The sequence below is a fragment of the Tessaracoccus sp. OS52 genome (genome assembly GCF_020687685.1).
Lineage (GTDB): Bacteria > Actinomycetota > Actinomycetes > Propionibacteriales > Propionibacteriaceae > Arachnia.
This window is the reverse complement of sequence record NZ_JAJEWM010000004.1, coordinates 162144-182439: the sequence shown is the minus strand read 5'-3', so window position 1 is coordinate 182439 and position 20296 is coordinate 162144. Positions and strand designations below refer to the sequence as shown.

Here is a 20296-nt window from a genome sequence, read left to right as displayed (position 1 = left end):
CGGCAGCGCAGCCAGCCACGAATGCCGGTCCCGGACGAGGGTCACGTAGAATCGGGCCCATGAAGTCTGCCTCCATGAGCCAGAAGGCCTACGCGATGCTCATGTTCGTCGCCGTCAGCACGCTTGCGGGTCTCCTGCTCGCGGGGCTCGCGGTGCCGTTCACCGCGCTGGCCGGAGGCGTCACCCGCATGGCCTCGGACAGCATGCAGTACCTCCCGGAAGAGTTAGAGACACCGCCGCAGGCCGAGCGTTCGAGGATCCTGATGGCCGACGGCAGCACGCTGGCCACCTTCTACGACGCGAACCGCGTCTACATGCCGCTGGAGAAGATCGCGCCGGTAATGCAGGACGCCCAGATCGCCATCGAGGACCACCGGTTCTACGAACATGGCGCGATCGACCCGCAGGGCCTGTTCCGCGCCTTCTTCAAGACCGCCACGGGAGACACGCAGGGCGCATCCACCCTGACCCAGCAGTACGTGAAGCTCGTCCAGGTGGAGGCCGCCGTCGCTGCAGGCGACGACGAGGCTGCTGCTGCCGCCACCGAGGTCAGCATCGAGCGCAAGATCCGTGAGATGCGCTACGCGATGGCGGTCGAGGACCGACTTTCCAAGGCGGAGATCCTCGAGCGTTACCTGAACATCGCCTACTACGGCCACGGCGCCTACGGGGTGGAGGCCGCCGCCTACACGTACTGGGGCACGACGGCGGCGGAGCTGACGCTGGAACAGGCGGCCATGCTCGCCGGCCTGGTGCAGAACCCGGTCCAGTTCGACCCGGTCAACAACACCGAACTCGCGATCGAGCGCCGCGACGTCGTCCTCAACAGGATGGCCGAGCTCGGGATCATCACCGAGGCCGAGCGCGACGCGGCGAAGGCCATCGCTTTCGACCCTGCCAAGGTCAACCGCATCCCGAACGGTTGCCTCGCCTCCGAGTTCCCACACCTTTGTGACTACGTCCGTCTCACCCTGCTCTCCAAGAAGGTCCCGAGCCTCGGAGAGACCGCGGAGCAGCGCGAGAACATGCTCAACCGTGGTGGCCTCACCATCCAGACCCTGATCGACCCGGAGAGCCAGCGCGCCGCCGAGGCCGCAGTGGCCCAGCAGCTGTCCCCAGTGGACCCGCTGATCGGTGGTTCCGTGGTGATCCAGCCAAGCACCGGGCTGATCGTGTCGATGGCGCAGAGCCGGCCCGACCGCGGCGACGACCCCGGTGAGACCTGGTACAACTACATGGTCGGAGAGTCCCAGGACGGCGAACCGATGGGCGGCAGCAACGGCTTCCAAGCCGGATCGACGTTCAAGATCTTCACCATGACCGCGGCGCTGGAGGCAGGCATGTCCCCGGAGCAGACCTACAAGGCCCCGTCACCGATCGACACCGAGGGCTGGACCTGGAAGACGTGCGACGGTCCTACGGTCCTCACCGGTGAGCCCTGGAGGCCGGTCAACTACAACCGGGCCTACGGCGAGGTGAACATGGTCCAGGCCGCCGAGGACTCCATCAACACCTACTTCGTCCAGCTGATCCGTGACGTCGGCATCTGCCAGACCGTCGATGTCGCGAACCGTGCCGGAGTTGAACTGGCCAGCGGTGAGGACATCATGAGCATGCACACGGTGCCCTCCATCACGCTGGGGACTGCGAGCATCACGCCCCTCTCGATGGCGCAGGCCTACGCCACCTTCGCCAACCGTGGGGTCCGGTGTGACCCGATCATCCTGAAGTCCATCGTGACCAAGGACGGCAAGGAACTGGCCGTTCCGGGGGCGAACTGCCAGCAGGTCATCGCACCGGAGGTCGCCGACGGCATCAGCTACATCCTGCAGTCGGTGATGGCCAACGGCACCGGGCGTCCCGCGCGTCTGGCTGACGGCCGCCCCCAGGCCGGCAAGACCGGTACCACCAACAACACCGAGGCGGTGTGGTTCGCGGGCTACACCCCCGACATGGCCGGTGCGGCCATGATCGCCGCGGACAACGGCAACGATTACTGGGACGGGGTGTTCCCCCGCCGGATCACTCAGGTGAACCTGGCCAACGGTGGCCGACTCCGGGGTTCGGGCGGCGGCGACGCCGGCCTGATCTGGAAGGCCGCCATGGCCAAGGCCCTCGAGGGGGTCCCGCCCACCCCGTTCGTCAAGCCGACGGAGACGATCCTCGAGGGCGAGAAGGTCCCGATCCCCGACACCCGCGGCATGAGCTACGAAGAGGCGAAGGCCGCCGTCGAGGCCGCCGGTTTCAACACCGTGCGCTGGCCCGTCTACGACGAGCGCCGAAAGGGCACCTACCTGGGTACCTCGCCGCGCGGCGAGGCCGCCAAGTTCTCGACGGTGTCGCTGCGGGTCTCCGCGGGCCCCAAGCCCGAGCCCCCGCCGCCACCCAAGCCCGATCCCACGCCTGCACCAGCTACGACTGCTGCGCCCCCACCGCCGCCGCCCGCGACCACAGCGGCGCCACCCCCGGGCAACGGCAACGGCAATGGCAACGGCAACGGCAACGGCGACAACTGAGGTGGGCAAGCTCCTCAAGGGCGCCGGTCTCGTGGCCGGCGCCGCCGTCGGCAGCTTCGCGTGGGGTCTGGCCGAGGCCTCGATGTTCACGGTGCGTCGCCTCACCCTGCCCGTGCTGCCCTCCGGTGGCAGGGACCTCAAGGTGCTGCACGTCTCCGACATCCACCTGACCACCAAGCAGCACCTCAAGCTGGACTTCGTCCGTCGGCTGTCCGCCTTGGACCCGGACCTGATCGTCAACACCGGGGACAACATCGCCGATCCCGATGCCATCTTCCCGTTCATGGCGGCCTGGAACCGGCTGCGGTTCGTGCCGGGAGTGTTCGTGTTCGGCTCGAACGACTACTACGCACCCCAGCCGAAGAACCCCCTGGACTACATCGTGAACCGCTCCTCGGCGCCCAAGCGGCGGCTGGTGCCACTGCCCACCGACGACCTGCGCGAGCGGATGCTCGCGGTGGGCTGGAAGGACCTGACCCACCAGAGGGCCACCATCGACGTCGCCGGCTACCGCCTGGCGTTCCGGGGTACCGACGACGCGCACCTCGGTCGCGACGAGTACGCCCGCGTCGCCGGTCCACCGGACTCGGACGCCGACCTCAACATCGGCGTCACGCACGCGCCCTACCTGCGGCTCCTGGACGCGATGACCTCCGACGGCATGGACCTGATCTTCGCCGGCCACACCCACGGCGGGCAGGTCTGCGTCCCCGGCTACGGCGCGCTGGTCACCAACTGTGACCTCGACGCACCACGCGTCAAGGGGCTGTCCACCCACGCCAGCGGCGGCAATACCGCCCACCTCCACGTCTCGGCCGGGGTGGGCACCTCCCCATACGCCCCGTTCCGCTTCGCCTGCCGCCCCGAGGTGACGCTGCTCACGCTCACCGCGCGCCGCCCCACCCGCTGAGCGTCCCTCCCCTAGTCGTTGGCGACGATGACTGATTCGATGCCCAGGGTGTCGGCGACCTTGGTGATGGTTTGGGCGTGGTGTCCGATTCCGAGGGCGTAGTGGTGGGTTGGTGCCTGCCGGATCCAGCGTTTGAGGAAGGTGCGCACGTCTGGCTGGAAGCGGCCCAACGTGTTGGTGTTGCCGGTGGGCGGGACTGGTAGGTGGAGGGATTCGCCTTCGGCGATGACGAACTTGAACTTGCCGTCGGCGGTGATGGTGTTGCCCAGCATGGTGATCGGGCCTTCTTTGATGTTGAACTCGACGCTGGCTCCGGACCCGGGTTTGCCGTGGTACTTCTTCAGGGACCGGATGGCGGGTTTACCTTCGGCGATGTTGATGTGGTGCGGTCCGTCGTGGCCGACCAGGACGGCGTCGCGTTCGAAGTCGATGGGGTGGAACTCTGCGAAGCTGCCCCCGATCTCGAGGCGGTCCATGACCATCATCGCCACGCAGGTCTTGATGTCGAACTCCCCGCACATCGGGAACCCCTGCGCCTGCAGCAGCGAGTTCCCCACGATCAGGTTCGTCATCAGGGTGCGCATCTCCGATCCCGGCAGCCCCTCGTAGTAGTAGGCCAGGCCGTCGAGGTCCTTCTCCGCGATGAACCCGTCCAGGGCCACCGCTGCCCGGGCGGCGGTCTCCAGGTCGGCGTCGGTGAGTTTCATCGTGATCGGGTCCGACACCGGTTCGGGGGTGTCGAAGAACCCCAGGATCTGGTCCTTCTTCGCCGCCACCAACCCCGGGTCCGGGTCGGCCCAGTGCCGCTGGATGTCCTCTGGTTCACACAACACCACGTGCGCCCCGAACGCCGCGGTCAAGGCGGTCGGGTCGGTGTGCATGTCCAGCATCGACTCCAGCACATGCCCCATCAACCCGATCCTCGCGGTCCGCAACGAGTGGTAGACCTTCGCGATCTGGCACCACTGCGCAAGCTCGGCATCAGCGCCCGGGTCATCATGCAGAGTGCCCAGGATCACCTCCGGCACCGGCCGCCCCATCCGCACCGCCACCGCCGCGAACTCCGGCACCGAACAGAAATCATCATTGGCCAACTGCATGTGGGTGGTCGCGTTCGCGTAATCCAGCGCCCGCCTGGGCTGCAGAGCCACCATCACCACCGGAACATCCAGAGCCCGGATCAGCACCCCGAACGTCGAGGACGTCGCATACGTGACCATGTCCACCAACAACAGGTCCAGGTCAGCGGCCCGCACCCGCGGCAACACCGCATACGCGCTCCGCGCCTCATCCACCAACCCGAAATCAACCACCTCGACCCCGTTGCCGGCCACTTTCGAAGCCAGGACCGCGGTCTTGGCCAACATCTCGTCCCGCAGTCCCGCGAACTGGTCCCAGTACACGTGATGACCGACCGAAACGATCCCCACCCTTGCCGTCAACGGCTTCCGACGCTCAATCAACTTGCTTCTCCTGTGCTTGGTTTGTCTTCCCACATGACTGTGAGGGTTCCGGTGACGCCCTCCACCCGCAGCTTCCGGGGGTCCTGCGCGTCGGTGCCGGATGTCCCGGCCCCGGTGGAGGCTTCGGCGGTGACGGGGGCGCCGTCGACGTCGATGCGCACCTGGCCCACCGCAGCCGGCAGGAGGAGGGTCACCGTCGCGTTGGACAGCCCGCTGACCCTCGTTCCCCGCGTCATGTGCGCCGGGAACGGAGCCACCTCGCGGCAGCGGAGCATTCCGGAGCCCTCCTGGGCCACCAGGACCCGGCACTCGTGGCGGAACGACTTGGCGAGCTGGTAGACCGCGACCCCGCCGTCGAGCCAACACTCGGTGTGCTGCATCAACGGGACCCCCTCTGGCAGTCCGAGCCGCAGTCGGGTGGTGGTGTCAGGGAGGTAGCCGCTGAACCAGTAGGCCCCGTCGTGGCGGTGAATCGCGTGCACGGCACGAGCTGCACCGGCATCCCGCAGTTCGTGGGAGACGCGGAGTCCGACGATGCCCAGCAGGTCGCGCGCGACGGCGCCGACGTCGGCGAAGCGTGACCGGTCGTGGGGCACATGGACTCGCACGCCACGGCCATCGGGTTCGGAGTACTCGAACGGGGCCGATCCACGAACCCACAGGACCTTGCCGGCGCCCACGTCGCGCACGGCCGCGAAGACGCGCTGCTGGTCTTTCCGGGAGACGACCGCCAGCGCCCGGGTGTCCGAACCGGGCGCCAGGACCTCCGTGACCGGGCCACCGGAGAGGTGCGCAACATGACGCAACGCGCGGGGCAGGCCCTGCCCAGGCACTTGGTCCCCCGGCACCTCAAGGCTGAGCTCGACGTCGCCGTCCAACCCGGCCCCGGCCACGTCGAGCCCGATGAGCCGACGACACTCCTGCGCCTGCGCGGAGCCGGACGGGCTGAGGGAGCCGTAGAGCAGCACGGTTCCCCCTGCCTCCGCATGCTGTGTGAGCAACGTGAGCGACTTCGGGTTCAGCCCACCCACAGGGGCCACCAGGACCCGGCCGGTCAGGGCGCCCGAACCCATCGCGGGGCCCAGGTCATCGGTGGAGACCACGGTGTTGAGCGGAAGCCCGGCGTTGATCGCAGAGGTGAGGAACCAGTCCTCGAAGTGCGGCGTCGCGATGGTTGCGGGATCGGAGGCCATCTGCTCGTGGTACTCGCGGAACGGGTAGACCCAGACCAGCGGCCCGGCCTCGTCGGGCGCGGATTCCAGCGCGGTCACCACCTGCGTCGAGACCTCTCGGGCGCAGCGCTCGTCCAGGACCCCGTGGGCAGTGTCGATGGCCAGGATGTTGGCCTCAGTCGGCGGCTGCGCGGACCCGTCGCTCCGGAGCCGGGAGACGGCCAGCGGCAGGTGGATGTCGAAGGGTTCGCGGTGGTAGAAGTCCCACCAAGGCTGCTGCCAGAACCACGGGTCGTTGGCGTAGAAGCGGAACCGGTAGCCGTCGGCGCCCGTGGGCAGCATCGCCACGCGGGACATGAAACCCGACATCTCGATCCCGAAGTCCTCGTTCAGCGGACCCCATGGCGAGTTCGGCGGTGGTGAGGCGATGTGGCCCCCCTCGTACACCTCGAGCGCCGGGACCGAGTCGGCGCCGATGTCTATCCCCGCGGTGTGGTTGGTGCCGCGCACCTGGACGGGGAACCGGAGGTGGGCGGACAGGTCGCGCCAGAAGTCCAGGGATCGACGGCGGAGGTCGCCGGTGCGTTCGGGGCGGAAGCGGACGCCGTCGAAGGACTCCCCCAGCTCCGACCACGCATACGAGCTGAAACCGAACCCGTTGGACAACCACAGGTAGTCGAAGTCGAGCGCGGTGAGGAAGCTCTGCGCCTGTCGGCCCAGGAACTCCCCGAAGCTGGTGCCTTCGGCCACGCCGCCGGGAAAGGCTGCGTAGGAGTGCTGGTCGGCGTGGAGCTCGGAGAAGTGCCTGACCATGGCGATGATTGGACCGATCCCGATGTCCTCGCCGCGCGCCACCACCTCCGGATGCCTCTCGAACTTGAAACTCGACGGAGCGAACTCAGGACCGGGGTCGAACGTGGCACCGACCCGCGTCGGTATCCCGCGCTCGGCACCCACCGCCTTGATGGTGGCGACGAGCCGGGCCAGGTCCCGGTAGCTGACGGTCGGGGCGCCTTCCCGGTAGGGGATGGCGACCCGCTCGGGCTCCTTGGCCTCCCCGTAGGGGTTGGCGGCGGTGTTGTTGAAGCCGATGAAGCGGGCCCACTCGAACTCCCGGTCCAGGTCACCGGCCCAGTCCAGGATCTCGCTGCCGTCAGAGGTCCACAGCAGCACCGAGCACTCGTCGGCTGCGGCGAGCAGCGTTGCCCACTGGTCGAAGACCAGCCGGACGGTCGCTTCCAGGGCTTCTGGTTCAAAGCTGTGGAACGGCTTGAGAGAGACCTCGAGGTTGGTGCACCGCAGCGGTTTGGTCATGGCTCCAGTCTTCCGGCTGACGACTCGGCTGGGACGAGCGCACCGTCGGTGTCGCGAGAACCTCCGATCAAGGTGCCCATCACGGCAAGGACGTCGTCAGCGGCCTCGGTTTCCGCAGGATCCGCCGCCGGCCGACGGGCCTCGGCGACCAGGTCGTTCGCCGTTCGCAGAACCGGCCGCGAGACGAGTGCGGCGTCATCCAGCGGCAGTCGGGAGGATACGCGGAAGGTCGCGGACTCGCCGGCCAGCAGCGTGACCAGTCCGATGTCGACGGTGGCCGCGGGGTCGAGGTGGTCAACCAGCAGCATCAGGTCCTTGACCAGGGCCTGCGCCGTGACCGTCACCAGGTAGCCCCCTTCCGTGGGCTCCACGCTCGCGTCGAACGCGTCGTCCGAAAGGGCGAGCTCAGGGTCCTCGACGAAGTACCACAGTGCCCGTTCGCCGGAAGCTAGGTCGGCCACCAGCAGCTCATGGTCTGCCCGATCCGGAGAGGTGACCTCCGCAGGGATTGCGACGGTCAGGGAGCCGCGGGCCGGAACCGCCAGCGAAACCCGCGCCGCAGCCAGTTCGGCGCCTGTCAGTGCGACGCGGCTCAGGCCGGCAGTCGTCTCCCAGAGCTGGTCGGACTCGTTGTGCAGGACGAGGGCGAGTCCGCCGTCGCGCGGCTGAATGGTGGCGAGCCTGTCGGCGAAGGCGGCGCGCAGCGCGAACCACAGCGGCTTGCGGATGCCGTGACCGTCGACGGCGGCCCAGGACACCACCGGCCAGCAGTCACCCAGTTGCCACACCACCGACCCGGTGTTGAAGGGTGCCAGCGAGCGGAAATGCTCGATCCCGAAGCGCACGGCCCGGGCCTGGTTCAGCTGGGTGGCCCAGTGCCAGTCGAGGTACTCCGCGGGCATCGGCAAGTGGTCACCCAGGCCGCGCGCAAGCTTGAGGTTCCCGTCCTCAGCCTTCTGGTGGGACAGCATCTCGGCCCCCAGTGGGGAGCGCGGGACGTCCCTGACCACGGACTCCAGCGTCGAGAAGGCCGGCGGCCCCTGGAACCCGAACTCCGAGACGAAGCGCGGGCGGAAGTTGCGGTAGGTGGTGTAGTCGTCGTCGTTCCACACCGTCCAGATGTGCATGCAGCCGTTGATGTCGTCGTTGGGGTGCAGGAAGCGGTCGAAGGAGAAGGGGCTGCCCTCGACGTACGCCGTACCCGGCGCGAGTTCGGCCACCAATCCCGGGAACAGCTCCAGGTAGTAGCCTTGGCCCCAGCTGGCGCCGTCGAGCAGGGCGCGCCATCCCCAGTCGGCCCAGCCCCAGATGTTCTCGTTGCCGCCGTTGAACAGCGCCAGTGAGGCGTGACCGGAGATCCGCACGATTGCCTCGCGGGCCTCCGCCTCGAACTCGTCCCACAACTCCGGTTCCTCGGAGTAGGCGGCACAGGCCAGCGCGAAGTCCTGCCAGACGAGCAGCCCGAGCTCGTCGCAAAGGTCGTAGAAGTCGTCGGACTCGTAGATCCCCCCGCCCCAGACGCGGACGAGGTTCATGTTCGCCTCGACGGCGTCGGACAGGGCCGCGGCGAGACGCGGGCGGTCCACCCGGGGCAGGAAGTTGTCCGCAGGGATCCAGTTGGCCCCGCGGATGTGCACGGGGACACCGTTGACGGTGATGGCGAACCGGTTGCCCACCTCGTCGGCAGAGGTGTCGACGGTTACGGTACGGAACCCGACCCGCCCGGTCCAGCTGTCGACCACCTCGTCCGCGGCGTCGAGGAGCGTCACCGCCACGTCGTAGAGCGTCTGCTCCCCGTGGCTGCGCGGCCACCAGGGGTCGGCACCCGGAACGGCAAGAGCGAGGTGCCCGTCGCCGAGGAGCTCCGCCGACGCGGACGCGAGTTCGCCCACGGCGACCCTCACCGTGTGCGGCTGTGACGCGTGCTCGACGGCGACGTGCAGGTCCAGCGTGGCTCCGGCGTGGGTCCAACCGGTCAGTGGACGTACCCGGGCCAGGCGCGCCGCCGTGCTGCTCTCCAGCCGGATTGCCCGCCAGATGCCCGCCGTGACCAGTTCCGGACCCCAGTCCCAGCCGAAGGCATAGGCGGGCTTGCGGATGGTGTTGAACGGGTGGGCGTTGGAGTGGGGTCGCGCTCCCAGGACGCGCTCGCGTTCCTCGGCATGGTTGAGGGCGGCGGTGAAGCGGATGCTGATGCGGTTGGTGCCCTCCACCAGCAGCGCCCCGACGTCGAAGCGATGGGTGCGGTGGTGGTTGGCGGTCCGGCCGACCTCCTGGCCGTTGAGCCGGATGGTGGCCACCGTGTCCAGGCCCTCGGCCACGAGTTCGTGGCGGGTGTGGGCACCGACCGACCACTCGAAGGACCTGCTGTACTCCCAGTCGGTGCGCCCGATCCAGGTGAGCTCGTGCTCGTTGCGCCCCTCGTAGGGGTCGGGAACAAGTCCCGCGGTCAGCAGGTCCAGATGGACTACGCCCGGCACGGCGCCGGGAATGCCCTGCGCGAGGGTTGCCGCGATTGGCTCCGGGACCGGACCGGTGACGGCGCGGCAAGTCCACTCGCCCCCCAGGTCCAGGCGGGTCACGGCGCGGGCAGGCACACCGCGGGGTGAGGTGTTCACGTGGATGACTCCGTTGTGGTTGTGGTTGTTCAGGTGAACCGGCCAGGGCTCAGGCGAACTGCCACGATCGTCACCGTAGCGGCTCCACTCGGATTTGTAAAGCGGTTTAGCTGACCACCATCCGCTACGGGCTGTGGTGCGGAAAAGGTAGTCTCAGCACATGCCGAGACCAGCGAGCGCCGACAAGCCACGTCGCCTCACAATCGCTCAGATAGCCGAGCTCGCAAACGTCTCACCTTCCGCGGTCTCATTCGCGCTCAATGGCCGCCCCGGGGTATCCCCGGAAACCCGCGAGCGCATCCTGGAAGTTGTCCGCCAGGCCAACTGGCGCCCCAACTACGCCGCGCAGGCGCTCAGCAGGTCCCGGGCGGGGGTGATCGGGGTGGTGACGATCCGAGAGCCGCACCAGCCACTCTGGTCGGCCAGCTTCGGCGGACACTTCCTCGCCGGCGTCCAGTCCGAGATCGCCGAGCACGGCGTCCTCCTCATCCTCCATACCGTTGAGAACCTCGCCGACGAGGCAGCGCTGTACGAGCGCTGGCTCGGGGAGCGCCGGGTGGACGGCGTGCTGGTCATCAATCCACAGGTGGCCGACCCTCGCCTGGACGAACTGGACCGGATCGGCCTGCCGGCCGTCGTGGTCGGCGACACCAGGGGGAGGTCCGACCTGAGCTGCGTCTGGACCGACGACGAAGCCGCCGCAGCGCTGGCGGTGCAGCACCTCGCCGACCTCGGACACGAACACGTGGCGCGAATCGGAGGCGACCCCCACCTGCTGCACTTCGCAATCCGAGAGGCCGCATTCCTGGAGGCGGCCAGGAAAGCGCGGGTCGAGATGCACGCCGAGACAATGCGGGCCGACCCGTTTGCCGCCGAGGCCGTCCGCCGACTCTCCACCCAGCGGCACAATCCGCTGACAGCGGTGATCGTCGAGGACCTGGAGTTCGCCGTGCACCTGACGGGCGCACTGCGTCAGGCAGGGATCTCGGTGCCGGGCGACGTTTCCGTCCTGGCGTGGGACGACGGCCCCGCCGCCACCCTGCTCACCCCCGCGCTGACCGCCCTGCACCGCGACATCACCCGCTATGGCCGGCTGGCCGCGAAGCAATTGATCGAGGTCATCTCGTCGGGCTCCCGCGAGGCCGTCGCGGGGACTCAGACGCATCTTGTCCCCCGCGAGAGCACCGGGGCAGCGAGAACGTCCGACACCGCCCCAGCCGCTGACCGGTCGGCGCCAACCGCCGAGTGAGCACGGGCCCGCCGTGAACCCGTCGAAGTTCAGCACTTGACAACTAAACCCCTTTAGTTGTTAGCTACTTCCACCGGCCAGGTCTCATGAACTACCCGCTTCCTACTCAATGCCGAGAGAATTCGAGGAACCAGAGATGCTTGCATCCATCCGCCGCACCGGCGCAGCACTCGCCAGTGCCGCCCTGGCCGTCACCCTGATCGCCGGTTGCACGACGACCGGTGCGCAGGAACCCGACAGCCCTGCCCCATCCAACTCAGCCAGCAGCGAGGCCCCCGCCACACCCGAACTCGGTGGGACCCTCGCGCTGGCCACCACCAGTGACATCGGACCCAAGCTGTTCATCGACGACTTCGAGGCCGAGACCGGCGTCACCGTGAAGGGCACCTACGCCGAGGCCGGCGCACTGGGTGAGCAGTTGCGAATCCAGATCACCTCCGGCACCGCGCCCGACCTGTTCCGCTCCGCGCCCGGTTATGCGGCGCCGTCGTCGGTGCTGAACCTGGCCCAGGAAGGAGCTCTCATGGACCTCTCCGACCAGCCGTGGGCAGAGAACGTGCCTGAGTCCTTCTCCCGTCTGCAGGAACTCGATGGCAAGACCTACGCCTTCCCGACCTACGGCCAGGCGATTCTCGCCTTCTACAACAAGGACGTCTTCACCGAGGTCGGCGTCGAACCGCCCACCACTTGGTCAGAGTTCATCGAGGTGCTCGACGAGCTCAAGGCCGCGGGGAAGGTGCCGATCTCTCTGGGACTGGCGGACAACTACGTCATCCAGTTCCTCCCGTACGCCCTGTCAGCGACTCTGGTGAACGGCGCCGAGCCGGACTTCTACGAGAAGCTCGAAGCCGGGGAGACCTCCTTCTCCGAGTCCCAGGGCTGGCGTGAGACGTTCGAGCTCTTCCTGGGGCTGATCGAGGACGGCTACACCACGCCCGAGCCACTGGGCATGCCGGGCGACCCCGCCATGCAAGCGGTCGGCAGCGGGGAGGCCGCGATCGTCGTGATGCCGTCAGCCGCCTCGCCGGTACTGGCCGGGTTCATGGCCGGCGGTGAGGACTCGATGGGTTCCTTCGCCATCCCGGCGACGGACGACGCCAGCCAGACACACATCCCCTTCACCCCTGACTACCTCGTGGTGAACGCGGACGCGGAGAACCCCGACGCCGCCCTGGCGTTCCTGGACTACATCTCCGAACCGGAGCGCACGGCTCAGTGGGCAGCAGAGGTGGGTGCCATCCCGGCGCTCGCCAACGCCGAGCCGATCGACAACCCCCTGAACCAGACCGTCCAGCCCTTCCTCGACGAGGGCCGCACCACCCCGTTCGCCAACCACGGCTGGCCTGGTGGGCAGGTCGCCACCGCGCTCATGGAGGTCGGGCAGCAGGCCGTTGAGGGCTCCAAGAGCGTCGACGACCTGCTGGCGGCACTCGATGCGGCCTACGAGGAGGCCATGCAGTGAGCACTGCACTCGCCACGAGGGGGTCTGCGGCCACCCCGCAGATCCCCTCGGGGGCGAGCCGCTCCGGGGGGCGCAGGGCGGCCCGTCGCCGGCTGGTCCCCCAATGGTTCCTCCTGCCCGCCCTCGCCCTCTACATCCTCGTCGTCCTGTATCCGTCGGTGGCGGGCGGCGTCTACGCCTTCACCGACTGGCGCGGCGGCGCCGAGGCCAACTTCATCGGCCTGGAGAACTTCAGCGACATGCTGGCGGACCAGGCCGCCGTCGCCTCACTGCGCAACACGCTGCTGATCGCCGTCGTCCTGACCATCGTGCAGTCCGGCCTCGGACTGCTCCTCGCCCTCGCGCTGAACTCGGCGATCCGGGCACGCAACCTGCTGCGCACCCTGTTCTTCGCCCCGATGATGATGCCGCCGGTCATCGTCGGCCTGCTGTGGCAGTACATCTACACCCCCGGCGGCCCGCTCGACACCGCCATGGGCGCGCTCGGTCTGGGCGAGCTGGTCCAGAGCTGGCTCGGCAACTCCGACGTCGCCCTGTGGTCCATCATCGCCAGCGTCGTGTGGCACCACGTCGGCATGTCGATGGTCATCTTCCTCGCCGGCCTGCAGGGCATCCCCTACGAGCTCTATGAGGCGGCCGCCCTCGACGGCGCCGGTCCGCTGCGACAGTTCTTCTCCGTCACCTGGCCGCTGCTCGGGCAGGCCATCACCATCGCCACCGCCCTGACCATGACGTCGTCGCTGAAGCTGTTCGACCAGGTCTTCGTCATGACCGGCGGCGGCCCCGGGGTGTCCACCCAGACTCTGTCGCTGATCATGTACCGCGAGGCCTTCGTCTACGGCGAGTACGGCTACGGCTCGGCGATCGCCCTCGTGCTGACGATGATCGTCGCGTTCATCGTGTTCATCCAGATGTCCATCACCAGACGAGGGGAGGTCGACGCGTGAGCGCCACCACCACCGAGTTGGCCGGGCGGGCGGTCTCCGCACCGGCAGCGCCGCGGCGTCGCCGTCGGCTCCGTCACGGCTACGGCAGGCCGCTGCTCGAGGTCGCGATGATCCCGATCACGATCGCCTACCTGTTCCCGCTCTACATCATGGTCTCGATGTCGTTCAAGACCACCTCGGAGATCGCCGCCTCCACCGTCGCTCCCCCGCAGTCGCTGTTCGTGGGCAACTACCAGACCGCCTGGATGAGCGCCGACCTCGGCCGCGCCATGCTGAACAGCCTGTTCATCACGGCCATCAGCATCACGGTGGCGGTCCTGATCGGAGCGATGGCCGCCTACGCCATCGTGCGCGGCAGCAGGCGCACCAGCACCATCAAGCTGATGACCTTCCTGCTGGGGCTCATGATCCCCGGCCAGCTCGGAATGGTCCCGCTCTACCTGCTTATGCGCGACGCCGGGCTGCTGCAGACCCACGCCTCGCTGATGATCTACTACGTCGGCAGCCTGATGCCCATGACGGTCTTCCTCTACACGGGTTTCCTCAAGACCCAGTCACCCACGTACGAGGAGGCAGCGAAGATCGACGGCGCAGGTTGGTGGAAGTCGTTCTTCCACGTCGTGTTCCCACTCCTGCGGCCAGTCACGGGAACGGTCATCATCATCAACACCATCAACACCTGGAACGATTTCCTGACGCCGCTGCTCTACCTTGCCGGCACGGACAACCGGACGCTGCCCGTGGCGGTGTTCTCCTTCCAGGGGGAATTCGCCAGCGAGTGGGGCCTGATCTTCGCGGGCATGATGATCGCCGCCCTGCCGGTGCTGATCGTGTACTTCTTCCTGCAGCGCCACGTCATCCAGGGCTTCGCCGGCGGTCTGAAGGGGTGAGCACCCACCCATGACCGACGGCGGCCTGCGCCCGGTTACCGGCAACGTCCACCTGCCCGTCCGCAGCGGGCCCCCGGACAACCTGACCGACGCCCGCTCCCTCACCACCCGGATGCGACACGAGCTGCTCGTGGACGCATCCGGGTTGCGGTTCGTTTTCGCCAACTGGTTCAACGACCTGGGCCGGGACAGCGCGGGCCCCAACCCCATCACCGTGGGAGCCGAGGTCGTCGAGGCGGATTCGGTCGTCACCTTCGATGGGGCGCCGACGATCACCCTCGCTCCCGGCGAGGCGCGCATCTCCGACCCCCTCGACGTCGACCTTCGTCGCGGAGCCCGGTTCTTCAGCGTCACGACGGTGTCGGCTCCCCCGGGAGGACGTATCCCGCTGGGCCCGCAGACGGACGCGCTGGACGGCGAGGGCGTCGGCTCCGGCACCCCTGATGGCGGCCGGTTCCGAGCCAGCACAGCGCACGGCTACGGGCCCTGGCAGATCCTGGCCCCTGCGCCGTCGACCGATGCCTCCCCCACGCTCCTGGTGACCGGAGACTCCAACGCCGTCGGCTTCGGAGACCGCAGGGGTGAGGCCTGCCACTTCGGCTGGGTCCGGCGCGCCTTCAGGCTTCCGACGGTGAACCTCGCCGTCAGCGGAGCCACCGCGCGGGGCACGCTGGGCGCGGACTCGCGCCGCCGTCGAGACGAGTTGCTGCGGTGGACCCGGCCCACGCTCGCCGTGGCAGCCCTGGGCACCAACGACCTCCAGCAGGGCGGGCCTGGTCTGTCCGAGATGCAGGAGATCCTCACCGCCCACTGGAGCGAGCTCGCCGACCGTGGAATGGCCGTGCTGGCCTGCACGCTACCGCCGGTCACGACCTCCGCCGACGGCTGGCACACCGTCGGGGGGCAGTCCCCCACCCCGGGCTGGGAGGTGCGAGAAGAACTCAACCTGTGGCTGCGCTCTCGTCCCGGGCCGCTGGCCGGGATCCTGGACCTCGCGGCTGCGCTGGGCACGGCGTCGTCGCCCCATCGCTGGGCCCCCGGCCTGACCGCGGACGGCCTGCACCCCAACCCGACGGGCCATGCGGCTGCGGCCCTCGTCGCGGCTGGCGGGCTCCCCGACCCCTGGCCCCTCTGAGACACCCGCGAAACCAAGGACGGGCGGCATGGTCAACATGCCGCCCGCCCCTGTGCGCTCGTGGCCGGGACCGGACCTGAACTCAGGCGATCCGGAAAATGGCGCTGTGCCACTTCTCCAATGGCAGCCGGATGCCGTTGTGGACAAGTGAGTCCGTGGTGCCCGAGAACACCTCTGAGCCGTCCTCCGCGATGAGCCGGAAGGAGCCCTCCCGCTCGATGCGCGGGTGGATCTTGTCGCGCCCGGGGTTCTTCTCCCCGCGTCGGTAGACCACCAGGTGCTCCGGCCCGACGGCGAACTGGTAGTCCACGCTCGTGCGCTTGTCCACCAGCACTCCGGCGCCCTCGAGGAAGTCGGCCAGGGCGTCCGCGTCCAGCTCCTCCAGGTCGTCGGTCCACAGGATCGGGATGTCGAAGCTCTCGGACTCAAGTACGGACCTGACGCGAGCGTCGAGGTTACGGCGGTCCGCCACCACCGCCTTGTAGCTGAACTCCGCGCTCAGACCGTCCACCTGCTCGAGCCCGGTGGGGACCATCGTCAGGAGGCGGTCGATCACCTCGTCGTCGGTCAGGAGATGGAACCTGGGCAGGTGCAGATCCAGCGCGAGCCGCACGAACGGAACGACGGAGAAGTTGTGGCCGTTGGCGATCGGGACCGCAGCGGGGTTCTGGATGAGCGCCACCTGCGCCCCGGACCAGTCCACCGGACCAGCTGCGTAGACGGGCGAGAATCTCCGGAAGTGCTCGTCGAAGACCTCCCGGAACGGCACGAAGTCGCTGGCGTTGTGCCACAACGCCCAGTGCAGCTGTCCCACCGCCCCGGCGGCGTAGTACTGCGCCAATCCGGCCTCGATCATCAGCTCGCCCGCCTCGGCCTGCGGCATCCCGGGCAGGAACGACTCCCAGCCGTAGCTGCCGCCCTCGCCGTTGTAGACCGGAACCGGCGACGTCGAGTAGGGCGCGAACAGCGACGAGATCGCGTGGCTGAACACATCGTCGACGTCCCGGGCCAGCCAGGGCGAACGGCGTTCCTGCGCGTCCGGGCGCAGGTCGATCGGGGCATTGGGCAGGTAGTGGTGGGGTGCGTTTCCGTCCACCAGGTTCGGCAGTTGCCAGGTCGCGACGGCGGTGGAGACGTCGTGGCCGTAGGCCGGCACCATCGCGAAGACCAGGCGGTCGGGGTCGGCGCCCTTCACTGCCAGCGCCGCCTTCTCGGTGACGCGGCGCCAGTTCGCCTGGATGGACATGAACGCGTCGTGCGGCTCGTTGTGCGGGATCTCGATGCCCATGACGGCACCGTTGCCGCGGTAGTGGCCGGCGAGCCACTTGTGCGAGTCCAGCAGGGCGGCGAGGTGCTCGGGGTTGGAGAGGTCGAGTGCTCCTCGTTCCGTGCTCGACGGCGCCAGGTAGGCGAAGGCGGTCCCCGGCTTGCCCGTGCCCGCGTCGTGGTTGTTACCGCCGCTCCAGTAGTCGTAGGGGTCCACGGGGAAGCGGTGCCAGTCCAGGATCAGCCGGATGCCGTGCTTGCCCGCCTGCTCGACGAAGTGATCCAGCATGGCCAGCCACTGCGGGTTCATGCCGCGGGAGGTGATCTCGCCGAGCCACGCGTCGTCGTCGGGGAACACTCCCCGGGCGGGCTGCACCATCCCGAGGTTGATCGGGACACGGACCGCCCGAAGGCCCCAATGGGCCATGAGCGCGACGTCGGCGTCCAGCGCCGTCCAGTCGGCATTGCGCGGGAAGCGGAGCATCACGAGGTCGTAGTTGAAGCCGGTGAAGCCGAAACGGCGCTCGCCGTCCATCAGCTTGCCGTCCACCACCCGCAGGCCCGCCAGTTGCTGGGGAGTCCGGACCTCGATCGGGAAGACGTGGGTCACGCCGAGGTGGTCGATGCTGATCTCGGTTGCGCCCGGCGCCACCGGAGTGAGGTAGCCGAACTCGTTGACGCGCAGCACCGACTCGTCGCCTGAGGTGAGGGTGGAGTGCTGGGTGACGTCCAGGGCGGAGCCGTCGGCGTACCGTGCGCGGACCACGAGAGGGACGAGGTCCGGCTCGCCGGTCAGGACCAGCGGCAGGCCGGTGGTCTCCAGTGAGGCCGGGACCTGCGGGTCGACGGTGTGCTCCACCCGTACGTCGTCGAACCATGCCGTGGCGCTGGTGGCACCCAGCGTCAGGTGGTCCTTCCACACCTGGAGCTCGAGGCGGATGACGTCGGCCATGCCTGCAATGTTGTTCCAGTGGGTCAGTGAGACATCCTGCCAGCCGGAGGCCCCGGGGGTGACGTTGACCTGGGCGTTGCGCTGACCCTGGGTGGCGCTCACAAGGCGCACCTGGACCCGCGATACGTGCTCGGTGCGCACCTTGAAGGTCACCCGCGTTACGGCCAGCCGGCCGAGGGTCTTGCGGAGGGCGACGTAGCGTCCGCTCGCGGAGAAGTCGCCCCTCAGCCGGCCCGACTTCAGCCCCTGGGCCGCGCGGGACTCGTCGAGGGTGAACTCGGCGACGGCGGCGCCGTACTCGTTGCCGAGGTGCACCGCCCAGGGCTCGTGCCGGGACTCGAAGTGGCCGACGACGTCGGTCCAGGTCGTCGGTTCGGCGGCGGCCTCGGACGGGAACACGCCGTTGGCCAGCAGCGACGTCGCGACCGACGTCGCCACCACCGCCCCGGTCCCCATCAGCAGACTCCGCCGGGTGATTGCTTCTTCCATGGATCCTCCTGGGTCATGCGCCGCGTCGTTGCTAAAGCGCTTTAGCCGAGCTTAAGGAAAGCAGCGGTCCATAGTCAATGGCCATCGGCTCCGGGGTTCGGGTCCCAATGCGGCATGCTTGCGGAATGAGACTCTGGAGCCTCAACCCCTCGCTGCTCGACCGCGCCGCCCTCGTGGCGTGCTGGCGGGAGGGGCTCCTGGCTCAGGCGGTGCTCGCCGGCAGGACCAAGGGCTACCGCAACCACCCGCAGCTTGAGAGGTTCCGCTCCGCCCCGGACCCGCTCGTCGCTACAGCCACCTATCTCACCGCCGTCGCCGCCGAGGCCGCAGTCCGGGGCTACCGGTTCGACCTCACCCGGCTGCTGGCCATACCGGACCCGGAGCTTCTGCTGACCGTGACGACGGGCCAGCTGGCCTTCGAACTTGAACACCTGCGGACAAAGGTGCGGGCGCGCGCACCGCAGTGGGAGCCGCAACTCACCGCGCCCCTCCCCCACCCCATGTTCGAACCGGTCGACGGCGACGTCGAACCGTGGGAGCGCCAGCAGGCAATCGGAGAACCCGCGGCCGGCTGAGGCGCTTAGCGCCCCTGGGAGACTTCCGGCAACCGCAGTCCCCACACCGCTCCGAACATCCCGAGCACGGCCAGGAACAGCAGCGCCCAGACCACCCCCGCGAGCGCCAGCAGGGAGCTGATCCCACCAACGACCAGCAGGATCACGCCCATCGCGGTGTTGGAGACGGCGACGTAGACGGTGCGCTTGTCGCCCTCGGCCATGTCGACGATGTAGGTCTTGCGGCCGACGCGCACGCCGGTGTGGAGCATCGTCAACAGCAGGTAGCCGAGGATCAGGGCCAGGGAGCCGACCAGCGTCGAGCCCGAGAACCCCGGGAGGGACACGACGACGACGAGGGCCACGATCACCACCGACGCCGCGGCGGCCCCGTAGGCCATGAGCTTGCGGCTGGAACGGTCGGCGGCGCGGCCGAAGATGCGGCCACCGATGATCGAGGCGATCCCCGAGGCGATGACGAAGCCACCCAGGCCCGCGAGGCTGCTGCTGCCCGACGAGACCGCCAGCGTCACGACGAAGGGCGGGCTCAGCGCCGAGACCAGCAGGAAGCTGCGGGTGGTCACGAAGCTTCGGAACAACCGGTCCTCGCGCAGCAGGCGAAGCCCGTTGCCGTCGGACAGGCTCTTGGCGCCCGCTTCCCGTCCGGCAGGTTCGTCGGCCGGTTCTCGCACCGCGGCGTAGACCGCAGCCGCGCCCGCCCACAACACTGCCGCTCCTGCGAGGAGCCAGGCGAGCTGGCCCGCGGAGAGCTCCGCGCCGCCCAGCGCACGGATGCCCAGGCCGAGGGTGATTGCGACCACCCCCGATGCCGTCGTGGAGAGCCCGTTGATCTGGCCGCGCTCCCCCTTGGGCAGCGTGCGGCCCATGACGTCCTTGGTGCCGATGGAGGTCAGGCACCGCCCCAGGGAGAACACCGCGAGCGCGACGACGATGGCCACGCCGCCTGCGACCCCGGCGGCGACCGCGGCGGCCAGAGCCATCGCGGCCACGGCGAGCGCCTGGACGACGTGGCCCGCGACCACCACCCACTTGCGGTACCTGATCCGCACGATGAGGGGCGTGAGGAAGGCCTGCGGGAGCATGGAGCCCGACTCACGGATGGGGACGAGCAGGCCGGTCAGCGCCGTCGGGGCGCCCATGGCGTGCAACAGCCAGGGCAGCACCGTCGAGGGTGCCATGGCCTTGTCCCCGGAGGACTGCAACGCGCTCGCGAAGACCTGCAGCAGGCCGTTGCGTGGGACGTCGCGGCGGACGTCGTCGGGGAGCTGCGCTTCAGCCTCGCGCGACCGGTTCACCAGTGCGGAATAGAGACTGCCCGACGTGCCCATCCCACGACCT

The 20296-nt window shown here is 68.7% G+C and carries 13 protein-coding genes; 8 read left to right on the top strand and 5 right to left on the bottom strand.

Annotated features, from left to right (window positions below):
• Positions 1–59 precede the first annotated feature (59 nt).
• Positions 60–2516 carry a transglycosylase domain-containing protein gene (locus LKO27_RS13260; protein ID WP_227737988.1) on the top strand — a complete coding sequence of 819 codons (2457 nt, stop codon included), beginning with the start codon at positions 60–62 and terminating at the stop codon, positions 2514–2516.
• Positions 2485–3426, top strand: coding sequence for a metallophosphoesterase (locus tag LKO27_RS13255; RefSeq protein ID WP_227737987.1), 942 nt, complete (start codon positions 2485–2487; stop codon positions 3424–3426). Before LKO27_RS13260 ends, LKO27_RS13255 begins: the two co-directional genes overlap by 32 nt.
• 11 nt (positions 3427–3437) lie before the next feature.
• On the opposite strand, the gene LKO27_RS13250 is transcribed toward LKO27_RS13255, so the two are convergent.
• Genes LKO27_RS13250 through LKO27_RS13240 form a run of 3 tightly spaced genes read right to left on the bottom strand, consistent with a single transcriptional unit; the run spans position 3438 to position 9993 of the window.
• Entirely contained in the window at positions 3438–4889 is a 1452-nt protein-coding gene (locus LKO27_RS13250; RefSeq protein WP_227737986.1) for an L-fucose/L-arabinose isomerase family protein, read from the bottom strand.
• Positions 4886–7375 carry a hypothetical protein gene (locus tag LKO27_RS13245; protein WP_227737985.1) on the bottom strand — a complete coding sequence of 830 codons (2490 nt, stop codon included), beginning with the start codon at positions 7373–7375 and terminating at the stop codon, positions 4886–4888. Before LKO27_RS13245 ends, LKO27_RS13250 begins: the two co-directional genes overlap by 4 nt.
• The gene (locus LKO27_RS13240; protein WP_227737984.1) at positions 7372–9993 is read right to left on the bottom strand and encodes a glycoside hydrolase family 2 protein; all 2622 of its coding nucleotides are present in this window, start codon (positions 9991–9993) and stop codon (positions 7372–7374) included. Before LKO27_RS13240 ends, LKO27_RS13245 begins: the two co-directional genes overlap by 4 nt.
• Before the next feature lie 160 nt (positions 9994–10153).
• Here LKO27_RS13240 and LKO27_RS13235 point away from each other — a divergent pair, with 160 nt between their 5' ends.
• The 5 genes from LKO27_RS13235 to LKO27_RS13215 all read left to right on the top strand — a co-directional run bounded on the left by LKO27_RS13235 (position 10154) and on the right by LKO27_RS13215 (position 15676).
• Entirely contained in the window at positions 10154–11242 is a 1089-nt protein-coding gene (locus tag LKO27_RS13235; RefSeq protein ID WP_227737983.1) for a LacI family DNA-binding transcriptional regulator, read from the top strand.
• Between the two features lie 136 nt (positions 11243–11378).
• The gene (locus LKO27_RS13230; RefSeq protein ID WP_227737982.1) at positions 11379–12704 is read left to right on the top strand and encodes an ABC transporter substrate-binding protein; all 1326 of its coding nucleotides are present in this window, start codon (positions 11379–11381) and stop codon (positions 12702–12704) included.
• On the top strand, positions 12701–13651 hold the full coding sequence (locus LKO27_RS13225; protein ID WP_227737981.1) for a carbohydrate ABC transporter permease: 951 nt from the start codon (positions 12701–12703) through the stop codon (positions 13649–13651). Before LKO27_RS13230 ends, LKO27_RS13225 begins: the two co-directional genes overlap by 4 nt.
• Complete coding sequence (locus tag LKO27_RS13220; protein ID WP_227737980.1) at positions 13648–14541, top strand: carbohydrate ABC transporter permease; 894 nt, start codon at positions 13648–13650, stop codon at positions 14539–14541. The genes LKO27_RS13225 and LKO27_RS13220 overlap by 4 nt, the downstream gene beginning before the upstream one ends.
• A gap of 10 nt (positions 14542–14551) precedes the next feature.
• Positions 14552–15676 (top strand): SGNH/GDSL hydrolase family protein, encoded by a 1125-nt coding sequence (locus tag LKO27_RS13215; protein WP_227737979.1) that lies wholly within the window; start codon positions 14552–14554, stop codon positions 15674–15676.
• Between the two features lie 82 nt (positions 15677–15758).
• On the opposite strand, the gene LKO27_RS13210 is transcribed toward LKO27_RS13215, so the two are convergent.
• Positions 15759–18383: a glycoside hydrolase family 5 protein gene (locus tag LKO27_RS13210; protein WP_227737978.1), complete on the bottom strand. Its 2625-nt coding sequence runs from the start codon at positions 18381–18383 to the stop codon at positions 15759–15761.
• A gap of 125 nt (positions 18384–18508) precedes the next feature.
• On the opposite strand from LKO27_RS13210, the gene LKO27_RS13205 reads away from it, so the two are divergent.
• Entirely contained in the window at positions 18509–18958 is a 450-nt protein-coding gene (locus LKO27_RS13205) for a pyrimidine dimer DNA glycosylase/endonuclease V (protein ID WP_227737977.1), read from the top strand.
• 5 nt (positions 18959–18963) lie between these two features.
• On the opposite strand, the gene LKO27_RS13200 is transcribed toward LKO27_RS13205, so the two are convergent.
• Positions 18964–20286 carry an MFS transporter gene (locus LKO27_RS13200; protein ID WP_227737976.1) on the bottom strand — a complete coding sequence of 441 codons (1323 nt, stop codon included), beginning with the start codon at positions 20284–20286 and terminating at the stop codon, positions 18964–18966.
• Between the last annotated feature and the right edge of the window lie 10 nt (positions 20287–20296).

Coding starts and splice junctions, on each gene's coding strand:
- LKO27_RS13235 (WP_227737983.1), top strand. CDS start 10,154: ATGCCGAGACCAGCGAGCGCCGACAAGCCACGTCGCCTCACAATCGCT.
- LKO27_RS13210 (WP_227737978.1), bottom strand. CDS start 18,383: ATGGAAGAAGCAATCACCCGGCGGAGTCTGCTGATGGGGACCGGGGCG.
- LKO27_RS13200 (WP_227737976.1), bottom strand. CDS start 20,286: ATGGGCACGTCGGGCAGTCTCTATTCCGCACTGGTGAACCGGTCGCGC.
- LKO27_RS13260 (WP_227737988.1), top strand. CDS start 60: ATGAAGTCTGCCTCCATGAGCCAGAAGGCCTACGCGATGCTCATGTTC.
- LKO27_RS13230 (WP_227737982.1), top strand. CDS start 11,379: ATGCTTGCATCCATCCGCCGCACCGGCGCAGCACTCGCCAGTGCCGCC.
- LKO27_RS13245 (WP_227737985.1), bottom strand. CDS start 7,375: ATGACCAAACCGCTGCGGTGCACCAACCTCGAGGTCTCTCTCAAGCCG.
- LKO27_RS13255 (WP_227737987.1), top strand. CDS start 2,485: ATGGCAACGGCAACGGCAACGGCGACAACTGAGGTGGGCAAGCTCCTC.
- LKO27_RS13215 (WP_227737979.1), top strand. CDS start 14,552: ATGACCGACGGCGGCCTGCGCCCGGTTACCGGCAACGTCCACCTGCCC.
- LKO27_RS13205 (WP_227737977.1), top strand. CDS start 18,509: ATGAGACTCTGGAGCCTCAACCCCTCGCTGCTCGACCGCGCCGCCCTC.